This is a genomic window from Calditrichota bacterium (genome assembly GCA_013112635.1).
Lineage (GTDB): Bacteria > Calditrichota > Calditrichia > Calditrichales > J004 > JABFGF01.
Genome location: JABFGF010000001.1, coordinates 458,631 through 483,738, shown reverse-complemented (window position 1 = coordinate 483,738; position 25,108 = coordinate 458,631). Strand labels below are relative to the sequence as shown.

The window sequence follows — 25,108 nt, the reverse complement described above, 5'->3', positions numbered from 1 at the left end:
TATCATTTTTTATGGTCCTGTGATTGTACTGTTTATAATTTATACCTATGCTTTTCGCTTATTTAGTAAAAACAGGAATCAAAAAACATCCAGGTTTTACTTTATTTCATATACTTTAACTTTATTGGTAATAGTTTTTCTTTTTATAGGTATTGGTTTGAAGTATTTTGATTTATTTGGAATTGGGCCAACCAAACATATTTTATTTCATTATTCAACATTTTATGCAGGCCTTGCATTAACCTATCAAATTGTACTTTCTTTTTGCGGGGCAATTTTTTCTATTTTTATTTATACAAAAAAGGGTGAATTTATTGGTAGCCAGTTTGCTATTAATTATATATTAAAATTGGCACGTTTAAATTATTTCAGCACATTGGGATTATTAATTATTTCTTTTGTTCCATGGGCAATGCTTGAGTTATTTAAGTTTTTATAATTTTATTCAGCGGAGTTTAAAGAATGTTTTCTGAGAAACTAATCTTACGATTAAAAAACGCTTATACTGTAACAGTTCTAACCGGGGCAGGCGTCTCTGCAGAAAGCGGTGTTCCGACATTTAGAGGAAAAGATGGATTATGGAAGAATAATCCTGTTGAAAAACTTGCCACAATTGATGCTCTTGAAAGTGATCCAAAATTATTTTGGGAGTTCTATCATTGGCGCAGGAGCCTTTTAAAGGAAATAAAGCCAAATCTGGGACATTTCTCTTTAGTGGATATGGAAAATTATTTTGAAGATTTTACTTTAATCACCCAAAATGTGGACAATTTACATACAAAAGCCGGAAGCAGTAAACCGATTGAACTTCACGGTAATATAAAGCGTAACAGGTGTACAAATTGCAGCGATTTAACTTTGTCTGATTCTGAACAAATTGATGAATCAGTAGTTCCAAAATGCACTAAATGTGGTTCTGTTTTAAAACCGGATGTTATTTTATTTGGAGAGGCATTAGATCAAAAAGTTTTAAGTAAAGGCCAAGAAGCATCAGCCACATGTGAAGTTTTTATATCGATTGGAACATCATCGCTTGTTGAGCCGGCTGCTTCATTGCCTTATATCGCAAAAGGAAATGGTGCTTATCTGGTTGAAATAAATACTGAAAAAACGCCACTTTCGGACAGTGCTGATGAGGTAATAAATTATCCTTCAGCAAAAGTATTAACAAATCTTGTAATAATTTTAGACAGGTTAAGATAAATATTTATGAATCACATTAAAATTGTAGTAGTTATCTTTTTTTCTATTACCAGTTGCGCCTATTATAATACCTTTTTTAACGCAGAAGAGAACTATAGGGCGGGGCTTGAAAAAAAGGAAAACAACACACAAGATAAAATTCCTGCTGATGTAATAAAGCATTTTGATGCTTCGATTGCCAAATCCTGGAAAGTAATTGATTTTTACGGTGATAGCAGTTCTTGGGCTGACGATGCATTATTCCTTATTGGAAAATCATATTACCAGCTTGAGGAATATGACAAATCTCAAGAAATACTTGAGCAGTTTCTACAGAAATACTTGAGATCTGATTTGATTCCTGAAGCAGAGCTTTGGCTTGCAAAAACATACTTGAAACGAGAAGATAATGAGCAGGCATTATTGAAATTTAGAAGTATGATTTCAAAAACAGAAAACGATGAAATTCGGGCAGAAGCATATCTAAACATGGGCGAGTTATTTTTTCTCTCAGGGGAATACGAAGAAGCAATCTCTAACTTTACAGAATGCATTAATGCAACTTCAAATTCTGAAACAGCGGGCAGGGCACAATATAAACTTGCAGATTCCTATTATCAATTAGATGATTACCAAACTGCAATCGAAAGCTATGAAGAAGTTTTGGGGTATGATCTACCAATCATTAAACAATATGATTCTATTATACAAATGGTAAACTCTTTAATCGAGTTGGGGAATTATGAACGGGCTGAGGAAATATTAAAAACAACATTGCGTGATCAGCGTTTTAAAAAGCATTTTTCAATGATCGCTACAAAATTAGCAAATATGATTGAACTTCAAGGTGATTCTAATTTTGCAGTAGAAAACTATAATGAAGTTATAAATACTTACCCGCGAACAAATGGTTCTGCCTTAGCGAATTTTTATATAGCTCAGATTTATGAATTTGAGTTTGGTTGGCTTGATTCTGCAAAAATAAAATATGACCAGGTAAAAAAACAATTTTCCAAATCAGAATCTGCTGAAGAGGCTGTTAAGCGTTCCAAAATACTCGCAGACTATATAAAAATAAAAAAACAGCTCAATAAAGATCGCGATGACATGTTCAATCTTGCTCATGGAGATTCTAACTTGGTAGACAGTCTTGTTACCGGAACAGATACTCTCGTAGTAGATCAAACTGATACAACCCGGTCTGAGGCAAATTTTGGGCAAGCTATGCAAATTGCAAATATCGCTAATCTTAAAGCAGAGGAAGACAGCCTAAAAATTGTAACACCAAAAATTAAAGAAAAAAAGATTGCGGTTTCCAGAAAGCCTGAAGTTGTCGAAGCGAGTCTGTTAAAAAATGATTTTAGAATTGCTGAATTCTTTTTATTAAACTATCAGCATTATGATAGTGCCAAAGCTAGTTATTTCCATTTTGTGGAAAATCATTCAGATAGTTTGCTGACACCCAAAGCATATTTTTCACTTTATTATATTTTTAAAGATATCGACGGAGACTCTTTAACTGCCGATTCATTAAAAAATATAATCATACAAAATTACCCAAATACCATTTATGGAAAAAAACTATCCGGTATTGAAACTGAAGAATTAAAATCTGATAATTCAAATATTTCAAAAACAATGTTTCTTGAAGCCGAAAACCTTGTTGATGAGCAAAAATTTATCGATGCAATCAATGTATTTAATGAGGTAGCCATTAATGATTCTGGATCAGTATGGGCAACAAAATCCCGCTATGCATCGGCATATATTTATGAAAACTATTTAGAAGATATAAACAATGCTCTTGAAAGCTATAGAGTGCTGGCAAAAGAATACCCACAAAGTGAGCAGGGCAAAATTGCTAAAAATAAAATTGCAGAACCACCTGAAGAAAAAATTGAACCCGCACCATCCGATTCAACACAATCATTAAATACTTTGACACCAGATTCCACTCTGGCTAAACCAGATGTTTTACCTCAAAATGATGAAAACCCGATAAATGATTAGAAAAAATATATCTATTATTATAATTGTAGTAGGGTTTTTCATCTATCAATCATGTACAATTGATAGAAGCCTTAGACACAGGCCACCCGAAAATAATTCATGGAGATATCAAAGAGTAAATACAGAGTTTGAATACATTTCTGGTGTAAGCTCATATTATGGAAAAAAATTTCATGGGCGTAAAACCGCAAATGGCGAGACATTTAATATGTATGATCTCACAGCGGCACATAAAACACTACCTTTCGATACAATAATTGAGGTAGAAAATCTTTCCAACAATAAAAAAGTAACTGTCCGAATAAATGACCGCGGCCCATTTGTTAGAAACAGGATTTTAGATCTATCATTTGCTGCAGCAAAAGAAATTGGAATGATTCAATCCGGGACGGCTGAAATTAGAGGTAAAATTATTTTTAAACCTGAAGCAAAAAAGTAACATTTTTTGTATGATTGAGTTGTAGGCTAATAGAAAACTGCCTAACTTTGAAAAAAAAATAACAGTATTTCTGGAGGAATAATGGCAAAATATGTAGAATTGAGTGATGGTAATTTTGAAGAAGAGGTATTAAAATCTGATGTACCTGTTTTAGTAGATTTTTGGGCAGAGTGGTGTGCACCGTGCCGTATTATTGCGCCTTTGGTTGAAGAATTGGCCAATGAGTTTGAAGGGAAAATCAAAGTTGGTAAAATGGATGTTGATCAAAATCCACAATCTTCTATGAACTATGGCATTCGTTCAATCCCAACACTTCTTTTTTTCAAAGAAGGTAAACCAGTAGATCAACTATTGGGTGCTGTACCAAAAGGGCAAATTGAAGCAAAAATTGCAGCTCTTGTTTAAACTTACTAATTATAAAAGATATGCGATACTATACCAAAATAGTATCGCAAATATTTGAAATGCTAAAAGAAAAAGATTTTTCAAAAGTTACCTTTGAAAAAAGTGCTACAACAAGAGAACAATCTCCATCATTAATACTTCCCGAAGTTGCCTTTGCAGGTCGCTCAAATGTCGGAAAATCATCATTACTCAATTCAATATTCCAGCGTAAAAATCTTGTTAAGACATCTTCAACGCCTGGTAAAACGCAACTGATTAATTATTTCAATGTAAATGATCAAATCTATTGTGTTGATTTACCTGGATATGGATATGCGAAAATCCCAAAATCGCAAAAAGCCAAATGGCAAAAAATGATTGAAACATACTTTCTTGAAAATAAAAATTTAAGAAGAGTCTACCTTTTAATAGATTCCCGGCATAATCACATGGAAAGCGATAGGGAAATGCTTAGCTGGTTAGAGCATTTCGGGTTAAATTTTTCTTTAATACTCAGCAAAACAGATAAGATTAAGAAACAAGATTTACAAAAGCGCATAGCTTTTTATACCAATACTTATCCTAACTCTCATTGTATACCGTTTTCAATAAAAGATGGGACCGCTGTTAGAAATATCAGGTTTCAATTATTGAAAGATATTTCAGGTTAATATATCTATCAGAATAATTAATAGTTCTTGACAAAAATGATATATATCTTAAATTTTGCCCTGCATATATTATTTTCAAAATTGATATAGATCACAAATTTTCTGCTTATTTTTTTGAACTATATCTTTTTTTAAAACGCCATCATGGAGGAATTTTGGCTAAACAATCCACCGATAAAATAACCAGTTCTGTAGATTTATCGAAACCATCTTTTTTAGAAAACGAAAAAAAATGGCTGTCTCTTATTGCGGAGATTAAATCCCAGCGCGAATTAATTAATTTGGGTGGCGGGAAAAGTAATATTGAGAAACAGCATAAGAAAAACCGTCTTACAGCGCGTGAACGTGTCTCAAAACTAATAGATCCTAAAACTACTTTTTTTGAATTGTCTCAGTTCGCTGCATTTGAAATGTATAAAGAGTGGGGCGGGGCGCCTTCTGCAGGAACAATTTGTGGAATAGGTTATGTTCATAACCGTTTGTGTATGATTATAGCAAATGATGCCACTGTTAAAGCTGGTTCATTTTTTCCTATGACTTCAAAAAAAGTTATTAGGGCGCAAACAATTGCTTTTGAAAACCATCTGCCAACAATATATTTAGTAGACTCTGCCGGGATTTTTTTACCATTACAAGAAGATGTTTTCCCGGATCAGGATGATTTTGGCCGAGTTTTCTATTTGAATGCACGAATGTCTTCAAAGGGTATTCCTCAAATTACAGCTATAATGGGTATGTGTGTTGCGGGTGGTGCATATTTACCTGTAATGACAGATAAAATTTTAATGACGGAAGGAAGCGGATTGTTTCTAGCTGGTCCGGCATTAGTAAAAGCAGCCATTGGACAAGAGATTAGCGCCGAAGATTTAGGTGGTGCAAAAATGCACTCTGAAAATAGCGGGACTATCGATTATAAAGAAAAAGATGATCCGGCAGCAATAGATCATCTTAGAAAACTTGTTAAACAAATGGGTGGTTTCGATGACTCTGGTATAAAGCCTATAGCTTCCAGGAAAAATAAATATGAGAAAAAGGAGCTTTATAAAATTGTACCATTTGAAGGTTCAACTCCATATGATATTTTTGATGTACTTCCCAGGATTATTGATGACGCAGAATTTGTTGAATATAAAAGAAACTATGGCAAAACAATAGTATGTGGTTACGCACATATAGGTGGGTACCCGGTTGGAATAATCGCAAACCAAAAAAAACACATAATTAAAAAAGGGCAGCCACCTCAATTTGGAGGTGTGATTTATACAGAAAGTGCAGAAAAAGCTGCCCGGTTTATAATGGATTGTAATCAGAATAAAATCCCTTTACTGTTTATCCATGACGTAAATGGATTTATGGTTGGACGGGATGCAGAATACTCTGGCATTATCAAGGCTGGCGCAAAATTAGTAAATGCGGTTTCTAATTCGGTTGTACCTAAAATTTCCCTCATAATTGGTGGTACATTTGGAGCAGGGAATTATGCAATGTGTGGTAAGGCATATTCTCCAAATTTTATTTATGCATGGCCAAGCGCTAAATATGCTGTAATGGGAGGAAGCCAGGCAGCTAATACTTTGTCTGGTATAAAAATCAAACAATTAGAAAGACAAGGGGAGAAACTATCTGAAGATGAGAAAAAAGCTCTTCATGATCAAATAAAATCAAGCTATGATCATCAAACAGATGCCCGATATGCTGCTGCCAGACTTTGGGTGGACGAAATAATTTTGCCAGAAGAAACCCGGGAGAGGTTAATAGTATCTTTAGAAGCCGTAACCAAGAATCCTGAAATTAAATATAATCATTTTAATGCCGGTGTTTTACAAACATGAGTTGTCCAATTCTAAAATCAGTACTAATTAAACAGGATAAAAATACAACTACGATACTATTAAATCGTCCTGATAAAAAAAACGCATTGAATGATCAGCTTATAGGTGATTTAAAAGAAGCATTTAATTACGCAAAACAAAATGATTCTACCAAAGTTGTCATACTTTCCGGCACAGGCAATGCATTTTGCAGTGGTGCAGATTTATCATATATGATCTCATTGAGAGAAAATAATTTTTCTGATAATGTGAAAGACTCAAAATCACTTTCGGATTTGTATTTAAAAATTCTTAATTTCCCCAAACCTGTTATCGCTAAAGTTGTAGGTCCGGCTCTGGCAGGCGGCTGTGGATTAGCTTCTGTTTGCGATTTTGTTATTGCAGACGAAAACGCAATTTTTGGCTATCCAGAAGTTAAAATAGGATTTGTTGCTGCAATGGTGTCTGTATTTTTAATTAAACAAATTGGAGAAAGAAAAGCCAGGGAGTTATTGTTAACCGGAAAAATATTATCTGCATCTGAGGCATTGGAATGCGGACTAATAAACAAAGTTATTCCAGAATCTCAAATTGATAAAACTATTGAACAGCTGATAAAAGACTTAGAAAAAAATTCTCCAAAAGCCATTCAAGTTACTAAAGAAATCTTAAGTTCTTTTCAATATTTGGAGAATGAAAAAGAGATAGACAGGCTTGCTGAAATAAACGCTAGTTTTAGACAAACAGATGAATTTTATGAAGGACTAAGTGCGTTTTTAGAAAAAAGAAAACCCACTTGGACTAAAATCTAAAGGAGCAAATTAAATGCTTGTATTAACAAGAAGGTTAGGGGAGTCTATAACAATTGGTGAGGATGTGAAGTTAATTGTAGTAGAAATTGATGGCAATCAGGTTAAACTTGGAATAGAAGCCCCCAGAGAAATTGAAATATATCGTGAAGAATTATATGAAAAGATAAAAGGGAAAGCTTTTGTTCCAACTAAATCAAGTGCTAAAGTTGTAAAAGAATAAAACTTATAGCTGATTTTATTTGTCCCCACATATTAATTACAAATAATTGTCGTCCTTTTTGTCAAAATAATTGTCTACAAATCTTTCAGATTTTTTCTTTAAATCCCCAATAACTCGTCCTTTATATTTTTTATGTAATTGAGAAATTTCCTCAAAAGCCTTATCAGCGTTTTCTGGTAGCTTTCCTGGATGACAGGAATAATAAATTTTAAGAAATTCTACAGCCAAAGCATCTTTGTCCATTTGTCCCTCATAATTAAGTAAAAATTTATTTTTATAGAATTTATTTTTTTTAATGGAATTAAGCAACATTGATTGCAAGTATTTAATGCCAATAAAGAGAACAGGGTATTTTCACAAATTTAAGTTTACATAATATACATTATATAACATTATATTGCGTATTGTAATTATTTAAGTATTTGTTTTGTTTGGCTTTATGCTCGTTTTAATGGATTGTATATGTTTATTCCATATGTTATTGTGTGTCTGTAGGTTTGGCAGATATATAATTTAGTAATCAGAAATTAATCAAAAAATAATTGTCCTTTAAAATTGAAAATAAAATACCGATAGTTTTCTTATTCAAAAAAATATTAAAGGATATATGCTTTGAAATCTCTAATCATCGAAGACACCGCTGTTATTTATAGAATTGTAAATCATATCCTGTCTGAATTTGGTGAGAGCCATATTGCAGTGAATGGATTAGAGGGGATTAAAAAAGTAAAAATGGCAATTGATGCAGGACAAAATTATGACTTAATTTGTCTTGATATAATGTTACCGGAAATTAATGGATTAGATGTACTATCTAATATTCGTAACCTGGAAAAAAATAGTAGCGGGACTAAGAAGTCAAAAATAATTATACTAACCTCCTTAAGCGAGCCAAAATATATAAAAGCTAGCCTGGCCAGAGGTTGTGATAGCTACATATTGAAACCTGTAGATAAATACAAATTATTAGCTGAAATGAAAAAATTAAAAGTTATTGAAGAAGCCCAGGCTCAACCAGGTTAATTCGCTACAATATTAACAAGTTTACCGGGAACTACAATCACTTTTTGAACTATCTTTTCTTTCAAAAGCTCAGGGACTCTGCCAAAAGCTAATGCCTGTTGCTCAATTTCATCTTTAGCAACATTTTTACTCGCAGTAATTTTTTCTCGGATTTTACCGTTTATTTGCACAACCCATTCTACCTGATCTACTTCTAAAAAATCATTATTATAAACAGGCCAGCTTTGTTCAGCAATAGTCGAAGATAGTTTCATTTTTTGCCAAATTTCTTCTGATATATGAGGAGCAAATGGATTTAATAATATTAGAAAATTTTTTATTGTGTCTACGGGTAATTCATCCCACTTATATGCCTCATTAATGAAAATCATCATTGCAGAAATAGCTGTATTAAATCTCATTGCTTCAATATCTTCACTAACTTTTTTGATAGCTGAATGTAGAATTCTTAATTGCAGGTTGTTTGGTTCAATGTCCTTAACTTTCGGTAGCACTTCCCCACTTTCTTCATCCATAATCAAACGCCATATCCTATTCAAAAACCTGTTTACACCTTCTACACCAGTCATACTCCATGGTTTCATAGCTTCTAAAGGTCCCATAAACATTTCGTATAACCGTAAAGAATCAGCGCCATAGTTTGTTATAATATCATCTGGATTAATAACATTACCACGGCTTTTGCTCATTTTGAAGGATCTGGAATCAATTTTAATATCCGGATTTTCTTTTAAAACAAAGAAATCACCCGATTTACTGACTTCAGTTTCATTAATTCTTTGCGAAATTATACCTTGCTCTTTCAGTTCATCACTATTCAAAGCTGAATATTTTTCTGCAGAAACCGGTTCAGATTTATCATTTTTAAATAACGTATACTCAGCCTCGCCAAGAATCATGCCCTGATGTACAAGTTTTTGAAATGGCTCTTTTGTGCTGACATAGCCTAAATCAAAAAGAACTTTGTGCCAAAACCGCGCATATAAAAGATGTAAAACGGAATGTTCTGCACCACCAACATATAAATCTACAGACATCCAATATTTTTCTTTTTCCGGCTCAACAATTTTTTCATTATTATCAGGATCGATATAACGTAAATAATACCAGCATGAGCCAGCCCATTGTGGCATTGTATTAAATTCACGCGTATAGATTACACCATCAATTTCTACATATTTCCATGATTCGGGTGCCCTTGAAAGTGGTGGCTTCGGATTTGTGTCATCATCAGCAACAGGCTGCGGTTTGAAATCTTCCATTTCTGGTAAGGAAACAGGCAAATCATTTTCATTTACAACTGAAGAATTTCCATCTCCATCATGTAAAACAGGAAATGGCTCGCCCCAATATCTTTGACGACTAAACAACCAATCACGTAGTTTGAAATTTACTTTGCCTTCACCAAAGCCTTTTTCTTCAAGGAATTGAATCATTTTAGTTTTTGCATCTTTGATCTTCAGCCCATTTAAAAACTCACTATTTATTGCAGAACCTTCTCCGGTATAGGCTTTACCATCAAAACCATCCGGTACCCGAACAGTTCTAATTATTGGCAAATCAAACTTTTCCGCAAACTCCCAATCACGTTCATCCTGTCCTGGAACTGCCATAATCGCGCCTGTTCCGTACGACAATAAAACATAATCTGCAATCCAAATGGGTATTTTTTTATTATTGACCGGGTTAATCGCAAATGCGCCTGTGAATGCTCCAGATTTGGTCTTTGCCAATTCAGTTCTTTCCAGATCACTTTTAGTTTCGGCCTCTTTTATATAATTATCAACCGCATCTTTTTGAGCTGTTTTAGTAATTTTACCAACCAGTGGATGTTCGGGCGAGAGGACCATGTAAGTGGCGCCAAAAAGCGTATCAGGCCTCGTTGTAAAAACCCGGATTTGATTAGAATGGTCTACGATTTTAAAATCTACCTCTGCCCCTTCGGATTTGCCAATCCAGTTACGTTGCATTTCTTTTGTGCTTTCCGGCCAATCCAAATCATCCAAATCCTCAAGTAACCGATCCGCATACTCTGTAATTTTCAACATCCACTGACGCATCGGGCGTCTGTATACCGGATGAGCACCTCGTTCACTTTTGCCATCAATAATTTCTTCGTTTGCTAAAACTGTTCCGAGCTCCGGGCACCAGTTCACAGGAACATCCGCCAGATAGGCAAGACCTTTTTTATAAAGCTGAATGAATATCCATTGAGTCCATTTATAGTAATTTGGATCTGTTGTGTCTACTTCCCTATCCCAATCATAAGAAAAACCTATTGCTTTAAGCTGTTCACGAAAACGATCAATATTTTTCTGTGTTGTTACTTTTGGGTGTGTCCCGGTTTCAATCGCATATTGTTCTGCTGGCAAACCAAATGCATCCCAACCCATTGGGTGCAAAACATTAAATCCTTTAAACCGTTTATAGCGCGCAATAATATCTGTAGCTGTGTATCCTTCCGGGTGACCGACGTGAAGCCCGGCCCCACTTGGGTAAGGATACATATCTAAAACATAAAATTTGGGTTTATTTAGATCAGGTTTTTCAGGAGTTTGGAATGTTTTACTTTCATCCCAATATTTTTGCCATTTTTTTTCGATTTCAGAAAACGGGTAAGCCATTTTTTTCCTTGATATAATGTTAGGTACAATTCTTTGCTGAGCCTATAATTTAAGGATATACTTATCCTTATACAAGGTTGTACTAAAAGACAGAAATACAATTTTTGCTGTTTGGATTATATCACTAAAGAAAAAAGAAAATAAAATAATGGGGCTGTAAGAATAGATAAAAAGTTTACCAGGTCATTATCCAACCACGCATATCCGGAAATAAGTTTATTTTTTTCATTTTGTATATTTAATGCTTTTTCTGTGATTTGATTAGTTTTTGTATTCATATATTGAGCCTGTAATGTAGCGCCTAAAAAACTATCTACAAATGATGCAAAAAAACCTGCCAATGTTAAAAACAAAAGAAGATTGAGATTTGTAAATAAATCAACTGTCATCCAAAGCCCTGTTAAAGAAACAACAAAGCTGCCCATCAAAGAAGCAAATGATCCTGTAAGGGAAATTCCACCAGACCGGCCTTTTTCTACAGGCAAAAACGTTGTTATTAAGCGGGGTTTAGATTTACTAAAAACACCTAGTTCAGTTGCCCAAGTATCTGCATTTGCCGCTGCAACAGAAACTATATAAAAATAGTATATCAACTCAGAAGGATAAAAAAAGTAGCTCGTTGCCCAAATAACCGCAATACCACCATTTGCAAAAACCTGTTTCCCATCTCGTTTTGAAGATTTCTCAAACACTAATTTAAATTGATGCTTTAGATTTTTCCCCGTTTTACTTAAAATACTAGACGAAAAAAAGAATAGGAGCAGCGGTATTGTGAATTCCCAGGAACCAAAACCATAAATTAAAATAGCCACCAATGCTGCAGAAATCGAACCATCCAATGTAAGAAGTTTAAATTTGAAAGTTAAACCAGAAAATAAAATTGCAAAAATTGTAGCTTCAATAAATTGTTGCTGAACTTCACTTTCTCCATGGAAAAACACATACATCACCAAAGTTGCAAATATCATAACAGAAAAATTATCCGATCCTTTTGAAGAAATTGACTCTGAAATTGAAATCACAAAAGATGCAACAAAGGCAATTATAAAAATTGAATGATTCGGTGTGAAGTTAATCATATCCGGAAATAAAAAATATGAAACGGTAATAATCACATAGCTGCTAACAAACATTGCTGCATTCCCCTGGAGTGACTTTTCATCACGCCAGATAATATATTTAACCGGATTTGATGATGCTTGACCAACAATGGCAGCAGCTGCATCAGCTAAAGCAATTATCAATACAACAATAATAAAAATCAGTTTATAATCTTCCCACAAAAATATTGCAGCCAGAGCAATTGAAAACGGGTAAAGGGTTGTACCGTAAGTAAGCCGATCACTTTCCATGGCAGGTAAAAGCTTAAATTTTTGAATCAGGAAATTAAGAATTGTAAAAGTTAGTGATAAGAAAATAATTGGCTGAGGTTCTACAATATTTAGAGAAAACAAAACCACAAGCAGGCCAACAATAATATGAATAAATTTTCTTGAAAACTCCTTTTCTAACTTGAATACGCGACTTATTACTTCTGCTAAGCCAAGTAAGAGTGTAAGAGAACAGAAAAAATAAAGGACAACAAACCACTGGTTTGCATTAAAAGGTATGTAGTCAAATAGATTCAAAATTTAATTTGGTTTGTTTGAAATTGATGTTTGCAGAATAATTTGGAGCGATTTTAAAATTGTCGGGGTGAGAGGATTTGAACCTCCGACCTCACCGTCCCGAACGGTGCGCGCTACCGGGCTGCGCCACACCCCGAATAATTAGAAAATAAATATTTGTATAAACTAAATCAACCGGATGTTTTTGCAAATCTAAGAGAAATAACCAATCCAAAAATCAATGTAACAACTGCACCAAATCCGTTGATCGAAAACTCAAATCCTGGATAAATCTGATAGAATGAACCTATAATTAACCCAAGGATGGCGTACATTGTAACTGCCGGATGATGTTTTAAGGCCCAACTCATAATTTTAGAGAATCCGAGAATTCCAATTACAACTCCAATTCCCAATGAGCCCAAAATTAATCCCCTCCCAACAACTTCTTCTGAAAATCCGGAGCTGAGTATTAATTTTGTTAAACCACTCAACGAGCCGAGAACTGTCCAATAAACACCAAGCAAAATAAGAATAAACGAGCCACTGACTCCTGGAATAATCATGGCTGAAGAAGCAATAATTCCACATAAAAGAAAATATGCAAAATCCCAAACGGAAAAACCTGAAAACTCAGTCACAATGTTATTTGTTTCAGCTGATCCAGAACCTGACTGGATGACAGCAAGGATAATTACAGCTGCCATTCCTATTAAAAATGATACTGCCCTGTTTGCATTTAATTTCATATCATCATGAGATTTTAAAACAACAGGTATACTGCCAAGAATTAATCCCATAAAAAAATAGACCGTCATTAATGGATAATTTTCAAAACACCACGTTAGCAACCCGGCCAAACCCACAACAGCGATAATCGAACCACCAAAAAGAATAGCAAGATATACAATATATTCCCAGCGTTTTTCTTTATCAGTAGCAAAATTACCAAGGGCTTCCATCAAGTGTTCATATATTCCAAAAACAACGGCAATTGTACCACCGCTTACTCCAGGAATAATGTTCGCAACTCCCATCGCCATTCCAACAAAAAATAATCTAAGATAATACCAAATATTCATTAAATCTTCCTTGTAATTAATGTAGATTAATCATTTTTATATTTTATTTTTGCCATCCATACTGACCTATTAAGGGTACAAACGAAAGTTTCTCAATCTCTATTTTTGAATATTTTGATCCTTGTCTTATATACATGGTCAACATTTGTTCATCTTTGTCACCAACCGGAATTAGCAATTTTCCACCCTCTTTAAGTTGCGATAATAGGCTTTCCGGAGATACGGGAGCACCAGCTGTGACGATAATTCCATCGTAAGGGGCATATGTTTGCCACCCCATTGTCCCATCACCAATACGAATTGCAAAATGATACTTAAGTTCCTTTAGAATGGATTCTGCATTTTTGCCAAGAGGAGAAATCCGTTCAATTGTAAAAACCTGTGCACCCATTTGGCACAATACAGCTGCCTGATATCCTGATCCTGTTCCAATTTCGAGTATCCTCTCCCCTTTTTTTAAATTCAATGCCTGGCTCATTACCGCAACTGTATAAGGGTGCGATATTGTTTGGTCAAATCCAATAGGGAGTGCTTTTTCATCGTATGCCTGAAACTCAGAGCCTAAAGCGACAAATTTATGTCTTGGAACCTGATTCATTGCATTCAAAACAAGATCGCTATTTATGCCTAACTTTCTAAGATTAATGATCATTTCATCGCGTTTTTTTGAGTAAATCATGTAAAAATCTCTTTTAGAATAAGCTGTGTAAATTTAAATGTGTCTTTTATGTGACTTATATTTGAGGCACTATTATTGTAAATTGTTGGGATACTTACAAAATTAATTTCAATCTTCTTTTTTGCACATTCAATAAGAAATTCACTTTCAAATTGAAAACCATTCTCTTTTGTTTTTACCTGTTTAATTATATCCCGTTTTATTAATCTAAACCCGCACTGACTGTCTTCAATATTCTGACCAGATATTTTACTCAAAATTGCAGATGTAAACGTATTGGAAAGGTATCTTAGGAAAGGCATTTGTCCAATTTTAAAATCTCGTTTACCAACAACTACCGGTTTTGCATTATTTGTAGTTTTTTTCAAAAAGGAATTAATTGATGCCGGTTCGTGCTGTAAATCCGCATCCATGCATAAGACATAGTCTGATTCTGTTTTGGAAATAAAAATCTCAAATCCTTTTTTTAAGGCATTACCTTTTCCATAATTTTTAATTGAGTCGTAAACTATAACATTTTTGCTGTTAGCAATTTCCGAGGTATTGTCTTTTGAGCCGTCATTTACAACAATAATTGCATCTGGTTTGTTTTCAATTTTAATAATTTGGTCAATCAATTCTCCAATGCTGCTTTGTGAATTGTATGCTGGTATTAAAATCGAATAGCTGGGAAGGCTCATTTATTAATCACACCAAATCGTAGTAAAAAATGAAAAATTTGTTCTAAAAAAAAAGGGTTTACAAAACTCTGCAAACCCTTGCTATTACTGTCGGAGCGACAGGATTTGAACCTGCGACCCCATGACCCCCAGTCATGTGCGCTACCGGGCTGCGCCACGCTCCGAATGTTGAAAATTAGAAAGGAATCCCTTAATAATCAATTTATTAAAACAGGTAATTATAAATTATTATTCAAGAATATTTTTAATATCTTTTAGTTCTCTAAGAATAAATTCAATATTTGTATTTTTATGCAAGCTATGCTCAATATCTGAAGAGTTATTGTCAGGTTTAGGAATGGCGGCTTCAATTTCTGGTTTAAAATTTTCAGATTTTTGTTTATTTAAAAACTGATTCGCACCTTTTATAGTAAATCCCTGGTTATACAAAAGGTCCTTAATCGTTAATACCATTTCAACATCTTTTTTATAATATCGTCTACTGCCTCCATCAGTTTTATGCGGATCTAATACAAAAACAACTGTTTCCCAATATCTTAATGTAGATTGTGCAATCTCAGTTATTTCTGATACTTGCCCTATAGAATATGATATTTTATCAATGTTTAACACGGCATCTAAACCTTAACTAAATAAAATCTAAGATATTGCTTTAGATAATATCTGGCAATATTTTATTTGTTATTAGAGCATTTTTTGTCTTTTCAATAAATAATCGCTCAAAGCAGACTCAATTGGTTCTGATGTTCTGATACGAATATAGTCAATGTGGTTTTCGTAAAAACTGTTTTTTAAAAATGAATAGTGTTTTTTTATTTGTCTAAGGTATTCTTGTTGAATATAACGAGAGTCTGCTTTAATTTTTGATTTATTCTCTAAATCTTCAAAAATAAACTCTCCCTTAAAATCGAAATCAATTTCCTGATCATCTACAATATGAAAAACAATTATTTCATGTTTATTATAGCGTAAATGTTTTAAACCTGATAAGACTTTTTGCGGATCATCAAGCAAATCAGAAATAATGATTATTAGCCCTCTTCTTTTAATCCGCTCAGCAATACTATGCAAAGCATGAGTAATGTTTGTGTCATTTCCCGTTTTTACTTCAGAAAGTGCCAGTATAATATCTTTTATATAAACAGGTACACTTTTTACAGGAAGTTCCTTTTTTATGGATTCATCAAACAGCATCAAACCTGTGGCGTCTCTTTGTTTTAGCATTAAATAAGCTAAGGACGCGGTTAACACAGAAGCGTACTCAAGTTTGGAAATATCATTACTTTTGTAATTCATTGAGCTGGATATATCAAGTAAAAGAGAACAACGAAGATTTGTTTCTTCTTCAAATTGTTTAATATAATAACGGTCACTACGTGCAAATACTTTCCAATCGATATGTTTTAAGCTGTCTCCCTGCATGTAAGGACGGTGCTGACTGAATTCCACACTAAACCCATGAAAAGGGCTTTTATGCAAACCTGTAATAAATCCTTCAACAATATGCTTTGCTAAAAACTCTAAACTATTTATCGATGAAAGGATACCTTGCTTTAAATATTTTTTATAGTCTAAATTTTCCATTGGTTTGCTATTTCATTCTAGTCTTTTCAATCATAAATCTTGAACATGAATCTCTTAAAGAAATTTCCTTGCCATTAAACTTACATAAATATGTGAAAACAAATTTTTCTTCTATTTCAACGTTAAGAAAGCTTTGTCTGAACTGACAATTTTTACAGGTTTTGACTGATTTATTTAGTAGATCTTTTTGGGGAGATTGTATACTTTTAAATTTTGTAAAGGAAGTTAATTTAGAAATAAACTTCTTAATAATAACTAGAAAACTTAACTGAACTATTAATAAGATTAGCAAAACAATTATTATTGCGATCGAAAGCTCAGTACTCATATTATTTTCTTTATTTACATATTTATTTAATTGAATTCTTAAACAGCAAAAACAAAAAAAATATCCCTAATTTTCAATTTTATTTTTGGCTAAATTACAAATCAACCCCATTTTGTTTTGCTGCTGCAATAATTGTATTATGCATCAACATTCCAATGGTCATTGGCCCTACTCCTCCGGGTACAGGGGTAATTGCTGAAGATTTTTCAAACACAGAATCATAATCAACATCACCTTTTAAGCGATATCCTTTTTTTGCTGTCGGATCATCAACTCTGTTAATACCAACATCAATAATAACCGCGCCTTCTTTGATCATATCAGAAGTTAGAAAATTTGCTTGCCCAATTGCAGCTACAATTATATCTGCATTGGCCGTATGCTTTTTTATATCTTGTGTCCGGCTATGCACTATTGTAACTGTGGCATTGGCAAATTTGGATTTTTGCAACAAGATGTTTGCTACAGGTTTGCCAACTATATTGCTACGCCCAATAACAACTACTTCTTTTCCTGAAGTTTCGATCTTATAATATTTTAAAATTTCAACTATTCCAGCCGGCGTACATGGCAGCAAATAAGGCGAACCAATTGTTAATAAACCAACATTTTTTGGATGAAAGCAATCAACATCTTTTAGGGGATTAATGGCCTCTATTACTTTTTGTTCGTCAATATGTTTTGGTAAAGGTAATTGCACTAAAATGCCATTGTATTTATCATCTTTGTTTAACTTATCAATTAATTGCAATAAATCAGATTCACTGGTTTCTTCTGGCAAGGCATGTGTTGAAGATAGGATTCCTAATTTTTCACACATACGCCCTTTACTGCGAACATAAACCGCTGATGCGGGATCATCTCCAACCAAAACTACGACCAGGCCAGGTTGAATATTTTTTTCTTTTAATAACTCAACATGAGTACTGTTTCTTTGGTTAACAAATTCAGCTACTTCTTTACCATTGAGTATTTTTGATGAATCCATAATCTTCCTTTGAAAAATTTAAGCGTGTAATTTTCTGCGCTTTACCAGTATTTTCATTTATAGAAATAACAACGCCATTTAATCGGATATTTCTTGTTGCCAGTTTAAAATATTTTGGAAGCTGTGTTTTAAATCTTTGAACCGCTGTTCCAATATCCATCCCAATAACACTGTCAAAAGGTCCGGTCATACCAACATCGGTAATATACGCAGTGCCCTTATGCAAGATTCGCTCATCAGCTGTTTGAACATGGGTGTGTGTACCAACAAGTGCTGATACTTTTCCATCTAAATGCCAGCCAAGAGCTTGTTTTTCTGCGCTAGCTTCAGCATGAAAATCAACAAAAATAATGGGGGTTTCATTTTTTATTTCATCAACAAGTTCAATACTTTTTTGAAATGGGCAATCTATTGGAGGCAAGAAACTTCTTCCCTGCAGATTTATTACAGCAACTTTATTGGCAGGTTTAGAATCACTTGAATGAATAATATAGCCTTTACCGGGTTTATCAAATGGATAATTGGCAGGCCGTAAGGTTCGGAGAGAACTATCTTCTATAACGTCAATACTGTTTTTTTGCCAAATATGGTTTCCGCCGGTAATTACATCTACACCAGAGCTAAGTAATTTTTGGGCTTGTTTTTTTGTAATGCCCTTTCCTGCATCGCTGTTTTCACCATTAACAATACAAAAGTCAACATTTATGTCACGTTTTAGGAGGGGTAAATAATCAGCACAAAAGTTTAATCCTTCATGGCCTACAATATCCCCAACAAATAGTATTCGTATCATCAGGCATAATCAACTGATCTAAATTCACGGATTATACTTACTTTAATTTGATTGTTTGAATCAACCTGTTTGCGGATTCTTTTTGCAATATCAGTTGCAAGTTGGTTACTCACAGCATCGTCTGCTTTATTATGATCGATAATAATACGAACCTCTTTACCGGCCTGAATGGCATAAGAATTACGAACACCTTCAAATGAATCTGCGGCCTCTTCTAAAGCATTTAGACGTTTAACATAACTTTCAATAACTTCTCTTCTTGCACCAGGTCTCTTTTGGCTTATTTCTTCAGCGATCTGAATCAAAATCGGAATTGGGGAATTTGCCTCTGTTTTATCACCATAAGCCAGAATTGCATTTAGAACGATTGGATTTAAGCCATACTTTTTAACAAACTCATGACCAGCTTTGGAAAAATTAGACTCGTTTGCTTTTGGCACAACAAGACCAATTTTATGTAGAATTCCTGCCCTGCGTGCAAGGTTTGCATCTAAATCCAGTTCAGATGCTAAAATTCCAGCCAATTCAGAAACTTCCCGACAGTGTTGCAAAACATTTTGCCCATAGCTCGATCTGTATTTGAGTTTACCAAGCGTTTTTACAATATCAGTATGGAAACCGTGAATACCAATTTCATGCAGCGTATGCTCTCCAATTTCTTCAAAATGGTCATCCATTTCAGAAATTACTTTTTCATGGGCTTCTTCAATTCGTCCAGGATGAATCCTGCCATCGCTGACAAGACGTTCCATTGTTAATTTGGCTAACTCTCTGCGGTAGGGATCAAAAGCGCTTAATAAAACAGCCTGAGGTGTATCATCGACAATAACATCAACTCCCGTTACAATTTCAAATGCACGAATATTTCTTCCTTCTTTACCAATGATTCGCCCTTTCATATCATCAGAAGGAAGTGAAACAGTAGAAACAGTTGACTCAATTGTGTGATTGGAAACTATTTGTTCCATAGCAGAAAGAATGATCCGTCGGGCTTCATCTTTTGCATTTGCTTTTGCATCCTGTGATATTTGATAAATTAAATGTGCTGCTTCTTTTTTTGCTTCTTCAGTCAGGTTTTCCATCAGAAGCTGTTTGGCTTCAGCCGAAGTTAAACCAGACAAATCTTCCAATTTTTTATTTGCTTCTTCAATCGACTCTTCCAGGCTTTTTTGACGATTGTTTAACGAGTGTTCCCGGTTATTTAATTCACGCTCATTAATAAACAAATCTCTTTCTTTTTTTGCAACAAGATCAGCTTTTCTATCAATGTTATTATCTTTGGTTAAAAGATCATTTTCTAATGTTTTTAATGAATTCCTTTTTGCCCTAAACTCTTCTTCAAGTTTTTGCTTTTGTTGATATGCTTCTTCATTTGCTTCTAAAATTTTTTCTTTTTTTAAATTCTCAATATCGGATTGTGCATCCTGAATAATTGTCTCTGCCTTTTTTTTAGCTGTAGTTAAGCTCCTTTTCCCAAGCAATGAGTTTATGAGCCAACCCAAAAAAAAGGAAACAATAAAAATAACAAAAATAACTACAATGTCTGTCAAACTCATTTTTCCTCCTGAAAGTCACATCGCCCCAAAACAAAAAAAACCCTGTTCTAAAGTGCCTAATAATAAGGGACCTGACGTGGATATTATGGGTACCTCCTGTTTGTGTCATGCTTCCTCATTTAAGTGGCTTGCAATATTCAAACAGAGTCAGTTCCCTGGTATAATGGTGTTGGTCCATTTATTAGACTTAAAACAGGGTCTTTAAATGTAAATTTTGCTATTTAATCTTCTAAAATATCTACAATAGAATGGTTCATCTTTCTTGCTTCTTCATTGATTTGATGCAATAATTTATCCCGGTACTCTCGCTCCTGGAACAACTCTTCGGTAATGTTCAGAGCTGCTAAAATTGCTAATCTTGCTGTTGATTTCAAATTTTGCGATCGATCAATCTCACGCATTTTATTATCTAAATAGTGAGCAACGTTTTTAATAAGATTATTATCATCATCAGAAACAAGTGTATACTCAGAACCAAAAATATTTACATTAATTTGTTTGGAGGCCATCAATGGATCCAATTGTTTTATCCAACACCTTTTTCAAAGGCTATATTTCCTTCCACCTGGCTAATAAGATGTGCAAGGCGTGCCTTTGCTTCATTGTTTTTAATTTTTAATGATTCGTTCTCTTTTTTTATTTCAGTTACTTTACTTAAACCCTGGCTATTGGAATTTAATTCTAATAACGAAATTTTATCTTGAAGCTTTTTATTTTCAATTTTTAATTTATAATTTTCTTGTTTAAACAACCTTGTCTTTTCTTCTAGTTCCTTTAGTAAATCATGAAGTTTATCAAACTGATCAAGTTTCATTATTTATCTCTTAAAGAAGCGTTAAATTGTTGTTTTGATTTGTTGATTAAATTTTTAAAAACTTTGTCAATTTCTTTGTCTTTTAAAGTTCTTTCATCCGATTGGAATCTCAATCTTATAGCAAGACTTTTGTGGCCACTACTTATTTTATCGCCCGAATAGACATCAAAAATATTCACATTCCTCAGGAACTTCCCACCATGCTGATAAATGAAGGAAATTACATCGTTTGCTAGAATGTTATTTTCCAATACAAGTGCTAAGTCCTTTTCAATATACGGATATTTTCCTATAGTTTTATACTTTTTATTATCTGAAATGAATTTAATTATCAAATCAAAGTTTAACTCAGCAAAATATACTTCATTACTAAGGTCAAATTCATTAATGAGATCATTAGAAATTCTACCACAATATCCAATATTTTGGCCATTTTGCGAAAGCTGTACAGAGAAATCTTTATCTAAAAAAGGAAATTCTTTCACAGAATCAAAATTAGGAATAGAAATATTTAACATTTCGAATAAAGATTCAATTATGCCTTTTAAATCGTAAAAGTCAAAGTTTTCTCCCTCATTTCCCCAGAAGTCAGGATTCCTTTTTCCCGAAATCGCAAATGCAAAATTTATTGGTTGTAGGGGCAGTTTATCTTTGCCATTATCAGAAAAAATACGACCAATTTCAAATATTTTTAAATCGGGATTCTGCCTGTTAAAATTATGTGATATTGTTGACAGAATTCCGGGTAACAAAGATGGCCTCATAACTGAGAGGTCGTCACTTATAGGATTTAGAATTTTGACAGTTTTAGTTTCAGGGATTATTGCCGCTGTTTTTGTACTTATCATGCTGTTTGTAAATATTTCCTGCAATCCTATTTCAATAAGAGTTTCTCTCATCAATGAAATATAATCATCATGCCCCGTACCTGGCTGATCAAGATAAACGGGTTCGATGGTGCTTGTAGGCAAATTATCAAGATTTATTAAACGGGCAACCTCTTCAACTAAGTCAATTTCCTCTTTAATATCTACACGATACGATGGCACTTGTATACCTGAAGGGCTGTCGATTAAATCAATTCTCTTAAGTGTATTAAGAATTTTGGTGTCATCTAAAGTGGAGCCAAGGATGCGATTTACCTGGCTTAAACTAAAAGGTACTATTGAAGGATTTATTGGTTGAGGATATTCATCAATTATGCCTGAAGCAATTTCTCCACCCGCAAGATCTTTAATAAGTTGAGCTGCTCTGTCAAGCGCATAAATAACACCGTCGTAATCTGTGCCTTTTTCAAAACGCTGTGAAGCATCCGTCATTAAACTTAATTTTCGAGTAGAGGTAACAATGTTTTTAGGAGTGAAGTAAGCACTTTCCAATAAAATATTTGTTGTTACATCACTTACTTCGGAATTCATACCACCCATAATTCCACCAATAGCTACTTCCCGTTTTCCATCACAAATCATAACTGTATTTTCAGGAAGCAATCTTTCTTTCTCATCTAAAGTTGTAAATTTACTACCTGCAGTACTGTTTTTTACATTGATTTGGTGTCCTTCAATCAAATCATAATCAAATGCATGGAGTGGTTGTCCTAATTCGTTTAAAACAAAGTTTGTTACATCAACAACATTGTTAATTGAACGTGAACCAATAGCTTCCAACTTAGTTTTTAACCATTCTGGTGATGGGCCTATTTTTACATTTTTAATAACTCGGGTGGCATATCGCGGACACCCTTCTGTATAATCAATATTGACTTTTATTAAATCTTTTGCCTGGAAAGAATCAGATTCATCGATATCTATTTTAGGGAGATTGACTTTTTTCCCGGTAAAAGCGGCAACTTCTCTTGCAATGCCAACATGGCTTAAGCAGTCAGGGCGATTAGAGGTAATAAATAAGTCAAATATATAATCTTTATAATCCGCCAAAACTGTATTTATATCGCTGCCCAATTGTTCAGTTGTATTAAGTGGCCAAATCCCCTCGGATGCTTCTTCAAATCCCAGTTCCTCTTTTGAACAAATCATTCCAAAAGATTCTACTCCGCGAATTTTTGCTTTTTTTATTTTAATACCATTGGGAAGTTTTGCTCCGGGTTGTGCAAATGGAATTAACTGACCTGCTTCGACATTTGGTGCTCCACAAATTACCTGAAATGTTTCATTTCCTGTTGAAACAGTGCAAACACTTAATTTATCAGCATCCGGGTGCTTTGAAACGGATTCAACTTTTCCTAAAACAATATTGTTAAATTCTGCAACTAATGGAATAATCTCTTCAACTTCCACACCGGAATCCGTGATTTTCTGGGCAAGCTCCTCGATGGAGATATCGATATCAATGTATTCTTTTAACCATTTATAAGAAATTTTCATGCTGTTCCATAATAAAGAAGTATATAAATAAAAGTATTGTTAAAACTGATTTAAAAAACGTACATCATTCTCAAAGAAAAGGCGGATATCTTTAACATCGTATTTAAGCATTGCCACGCGGTCTATGCCCATACCAAATGCATAGCCAGAGTATTTTTGGGGGTCAATATTAACTGCTTTGAATACGTTTGGATGAACCATTCCGCAACCAGATATTTCCATCCATTTGCCATTAAACCAAACATCATATTCTGCGCTTGGTTCTGTAAATGGAAAAAAACTTGGCCGAAACCTAACTTTGGCATCTTTACCAAACATTTTATGTGCGAAAGCCTGTATCACACCCTTTAAATCTGCAAAAGTTACCGTTTCACCTACAACCAATCCTTCAACCTGATGAAAAAACGGAGAATGTGTTGCGTCTGGTGTATCACGTCTGTAAACACGGCCAGGCGCAATAATTCTTATCGGAGGCTTACGATCTTCCATAACACGGATTTGTACAGGAGATGTATGTGTCCTTAAAACGATATCTTCAGTGATGTACAAAGTGTCCTGCATTGCGCGTGCTGGATGACTTTTAGGTATATTCAGAGCCTCAAAATTATAATAGTCTGTTTCAATCTCGGGGCCGTCCTCAATTGAAAAACCGAATGACTTAAAAATACTTTTTATTTCGTCTGCAACCTTTATAAGAGGATGCTTTCTGCCAAAATGAGTCCTTCTTCCCGGCAAGGTGAGATCAATTTTTGAATTCGAGTTTTCATCCGATAAAAATGAACTCTTCTTGTTTGAAAAAGCCTGTTCGATCTGTTTTTTACAGATATTTAATTCAGCACCAAATTTTGGTTTGTCAGCTGGAGAGACATCCTTTATAAATGCAAAAGCGCCTGTCACTAAACCTTTTCTTCCAAGAAACTTAACACGTAATTCTTCCAGGCTGCTTTCATTATTGACTTTTTCTATTTCCGCGTCAAAACTATCTTTAATTTCTTTAATTCTATGCACAGATAAGTCCTTTTATAAAAAAAAAGGAAGTACATGAAAAATATACTTCCTTTTAAAACAAGTTATTAATTTTACTAAGCTGAAACTTGCTTAACTAATGCTGAGAAATCTTCTGGATGACGAACTGCCATGTCGGCCAGTACTTTTCTATCTAAGTCAATATTTGCTTTACCCAATTTGTTTATGAAAACTGAGTAGCTAATATCATTTAAACGGCAGGCTGCATTAATTCGGGTAATCCAAAGGCTGCGGAAACTGCGTTTCTTTGCTCTTCTATCCCTATATGCATATAACCAACCTTTTTCAACCTGGTCTTTTGCTGTTTTATATAAACGGCTTTTCCCCAGTTTATAACCTTTTGCTGCTTTTAATATTTTTTTACGCCTTTGACGGGCCGCAACATTATTAGTCGCTCTTGGCATTTTATTC

At 34.0% G+C, this 25,108-nt stretch carries 26 protein-coding genes and 2 tRNA genes; 10 read left to right on the top strand and 18 right to left on the bottom strand.

Features of this window, described 5'->3' with window-relative positions; genetic code table 11:
* The first annotated feature begins 157 nt into the window (after window positions 1–157).
* The 9 genes from HND50_02215 to csrA all read left to right on the top strand — a co-directional run bounded on the left by HND50_02215 (window position 158) and on the right by csrA (window position 7,529).
* Window positions 158–439 (top strand): hypothetical protein, encoded by a 282-nt coding sequence (locus HND50_02215; protein ID NOG44013.1) that lies wholly within the window; start codon window positions 158–160, stop codon window positions 437–439.
* A 23-nt stretch (window positions 440–462) separates the two neighbouring features.
* Window positions 463–1,203 (top strand): NAD-dependent deacylase, encoded by a 741-nt coding sequence (locus tag HND50_02210; GenBank protein NOG44012.1) that lies wholly within the window; start codon window positions 463–465, stop codon window positions 1,201–1,203.
* Between the two features lie 6 nt (window positions 1,204–1,209).
* A complete protein-coding gene (locus tag HND50_02205; GenBank protein ID NOG44011.1) occupies window positions 1,210–3,192 on the top strand; it encodes a tetratricopeptide repeat protein in 1,983 nt (660 codons plus the stop codon).
* Window positions 3,185–3,631: a septal ring lytic transglycosylase RlpA family protein gene (locus HND50_02200; protein ID NOG44010.1), complete on the top strand. Its 447-nt coding sequence runs from the start codon at window positions 3,185–3,187 to the stop codon at window positions 3,629–3,631. Before HND50_02205 ends, HND50_02200 begins: the two co-directional genes overlap by 8 nt.
* Before the next feature lie 81 nt (window positions 3,632–3,712).
* Window positions 3,713–4,036 carry a thioredoxin gene (trxA, locus tag HND50_02195; GenBank protein NOG44009.1) on the top strand — a complete coding sequence of 108 codons (324 nt, stop codon included), beginning with the start codon at window positions 3,713–3,715 and terminating at the stop codon, window positions 4,034–4,036.
* 59 nt (window positions 4,037–4,095) lie between these two features.
* Complete coding sequence (locus HND50_02190) at window positions 4,096–4,686, top strand: YihA family ribosome biogenesis GTP-binding protein (GenBank protein NOG44008.1); 591 nt, start codon at window positions 4,096–4,098, stop codon at window positions 4,684–4,686.
* A 155-nt stretch (window positions 4,687–4,841) separates the two neighbouring features.
* A complete protein-coding gene (locus HND50_02185; protein ID NOG44007.1) occupies window positions 4,842–6,518 on the top strand; it encodes an acyl-CoA carboxylase subunit beta in 1,677 nt (558 codons plus the stop codon).
* The gene (locus tag HND50_02180; GenBank protein ID NOG44006.1) at window positions 6,515–7,309 is read left to right on the top strand and encodes a hypothetical protein; all 795 of its coding nucleotides are present in this window, start codon (window positions 6,515–6,517) and stop codon (window positions 7,307–7,309) included. Before HND50_02185 ends, HND50_02180 begins: the two co-directional genes overlap by 4 nt.
* 13 nt (window positions 7,310–7,322) lie before the next feature.
* The gene (gene csrA, locus HND50_02175) at window positions 7,323–7,529 is read left to right on the top strand and encodes a carbon storage regulator CsrA (GenBank protein ID NOG44005.1); all 207 of its coding nucleotides are present in this window, start codon (window positions 7,323–7,325) and stop codon (window positions 7,527–7,529) included.
* A gap of 36 nt (window positions 7,530–7,565) precedes the next feature.
* Here csrA and HND50_02170 read toward each other — a convergent pair whose 3' ends face one another.
* A complete protein-coding gene (locus tag HND50_02170; protein ID NOG44004.1) occupies window positions 7,566–7,772 on the bottom strand; it encodes a hypothetical protein in 207 nt (68 codons plus the stop codon).
* Window positions 7,773–8,141: 369 nt separating this feature from the next.
* Between HND50_02170 and HND50_02165 the strand changes: the two genes are divergently transcribed.
* Window positions 8,142–8,552, top strand: coding sequence for a response regulator (locus HND50_02165; GenBank protein NOG44003.1), 411 nt, complete (start codon window positions 8,142–8,144; stop codon window positions 8,550–8,552).
* On the opposite strand, the gene HND50_02160 is transcribed toward HND50_02165, so the two are convergent.
* The 17 genes from HND50_02160 to rplT all read right to left on the bottom strand — a co-directional run bounded on the left by HND50_02160 (window position 8,549) and on the right by rplT (window position 25,101).
* Entirely contained in the window at window positions 8,549–11,176 is a 2,628-nt protein-coding gene (locus tag HND50_02160) for a leucine--tRNA ligase (GenBank protein ID NOG44002.1), read from the bottom strand. The two genes, HND50_02165 and HND50_02160, sit on opposite strands and share 4 nt — an antisense overlap.
* A 116-nt stretch (window positions 11,177–11,292) precedes the next feature.
* Entirely contained in the window at window positions 11,293–12,804 is a 1,512-nt protein-coding gene (locus tag HND50_02155) for a DUF92 domain-containing protein (GenBank protein NOG44001.1), read from the bottom strand.
* A gap of 62 nt (window positions 12,805–12,866) precedes the next feature.
* A tRNA-Pro gene (locus HND50_02150) sits at window positions 12,867–12,940 on the bottom strand.
* A gap of 34 nt (window positions 12,941–12,974) precedes the next feature.
* Entirely contained in the window at window positions 12,975–13,865 is an 891-nt protein-coding gene (locus tag HND50_02145) for a DUF368 domain-containing protein (GenBank protein ID NOG44000.1), read from the bottom strand.
* A 43-nt stretch (window positions 13,866–13,908) separates the two neighbouring features.
* Window positions 13,909–14,544: a protein-L-isoaspartate(D-aspartate) O-methyltransferase gene (locus tag HND50_02140; protein ID NOG43999.1), complete on the bottom strand. Its 636-nt coding sequence runs from the start codon at window positions 14,542–14,544 to the stop codon at window positions 13,909–13,911.
* Window positions 14,541–15,224, bottom strand: coding sequence for a glycosyltransferase family 2 protein (locus HND50_02135; GenBank protein ID NOG43998.1), 684 nt, complete (start codon window positions 15,222–15,224; stop codon window positions 14,541–14,543). Before HND50_02135 ends, HND50_02140 begins: the two co-directional genes overlap by 4 nt.
* Before the next feature lie 90 nt (window positions 15,225–15,314).
* Window positions 15,315–15,388 (bottom strand) — tRNA-Pro (locus tag HND50_02130).
* A gap of 64 nt (window positions 15,389–15,452) precedes the next feature.
* Window positions 15,453–15,836 carry a MerR family transcriptional regulator gene (locus HND50_02125; protein ID NOG43997.1) on the bottom strand — a complete coding sequence of 128 codons (384 nt, stop codon included), beginning with the start codon at window positions 15,834–15,836 and terminating at the stop codon, window positions 15,453–15,455.
* A gap of 72 nt (window positions 15,837–15,908) precedes the next feature.
* Window positions 15,909–16,808 carry a DUF58 domain-containing protein gene (locus tag HND50_02120; GenBank protein ID NOG43996.1) on the bottom strand — a complete coding sequence of 300 codons (900 nt, stop codon included), beginning with the start codon at window positions 16,806–16,808 and terminating at the stop codon, window positions 15,909–15,911.
* 422 nt (window positions 16,809–17,230) lie between these two features.
* Window positions 17,231–18,124, bottom strand: a complete 894-nt coding sequence (gene folD / locus HND50_02115; GenBank protein NOG43995.1) for a bifunctional methylenetetrahydrofolate dehydrogenase/methenyltetrahydrofolate cyclohydrolase FolD — start codon at window positions 18,122–18,124, stop codon at window positions 17,231–17,233.
* The gene (locus HND50_02110) at window positions 18,096–18,914 is read right to left on the bottom strand and encodes a TIGR00282 family metallophosphoesterase (GenBank protein NOG43994.1); all 819 of its coding nucleotides are present in this window, start codon (window positions 18,912–18,914) and stop codon (window positions 18,096–18,098) included. The genes folD and HND50_02110 overlap by 29 nt, the downstream gene beginning before the upstream one ends.
* Before the next feature lie 2 nt (window positions 18,915–18,916).
* Window positions 18,917–20,467, bottom strand: coding sequence for a ribonuclease Y (gene rny / locus HND50_02105; protein ID NOG43993.1), 1,551 nt, complete (start codon window positions 20,465–20,467; stop codon window positions 18,917–18,919).
* A gap of 227 nt (window positions 20,468–20,694) precedes the next feature.
* A complete protein-coding gene (locus HND50_02100) occupies window positions 20,695–20,982 on the bottom strand; it encodes a cell division protein ZapA (protein ID NOG43992.1) in 288 nt (95 codons plus the stop codon).
* Window positions 20,983–20,999: 17 nt separating this feature from the next.
* Window positions 21,000–21,287 carry a hypothetical protein gene (locus tag HND50_02095; protein ID NOG43991.1) on the bottom strand — a complete coding sequence of 96 codons (288 nt, stop codon included), beginning with the start codon at window positions 21,285–21,287 and terminating at the stop codon, window positions 21,000–21,002.
* Window positions 21,287–23,671: a phenylalanine--tRNA ligase subunit beta gene (locus HND50_02090; GenBank protein NOG43990.1), complete on the bottom strand. Its 2,385-nt coding sequence runs from the start codon at window positions 23,669–23,671 to the stop codon at window positions 21,287–21,289. The genes HND50_02095 and HND50_02090 overlap by 1 nt, the downstream gene beginning before the upstream one ends.
* 39 nt (window positions 23,672–23,710) lie before the next feature.
* Window positions 23,711–24,679: a phenylalanine--tRNA ligase subunit alpha gene (pheS, locus tag HND50_02085; protein ID NOG43989.1), complete on the bottom strand. Its 969-nt coding sequence runs from the start codon at window positions 24,677–24,679 to the stop codon at window positions 23,711–23,713.
* 74 nt (window positions 24,680–24,753) lie between these two features.
* Window positions 24,754–25,101: a 50S ribosomal protein L20 gene (gene rplT / locus HND50_02080; GenBank protein NOG43988.1), complete on the bottom strand. Its 348-nt coding sequence runs from the start codon at window positions 25,099–25,101 to the stop codon at window positions 24,754–24,756.
* Window positions 25,102–25,108 lie beyond the last annotated feature (7 nt).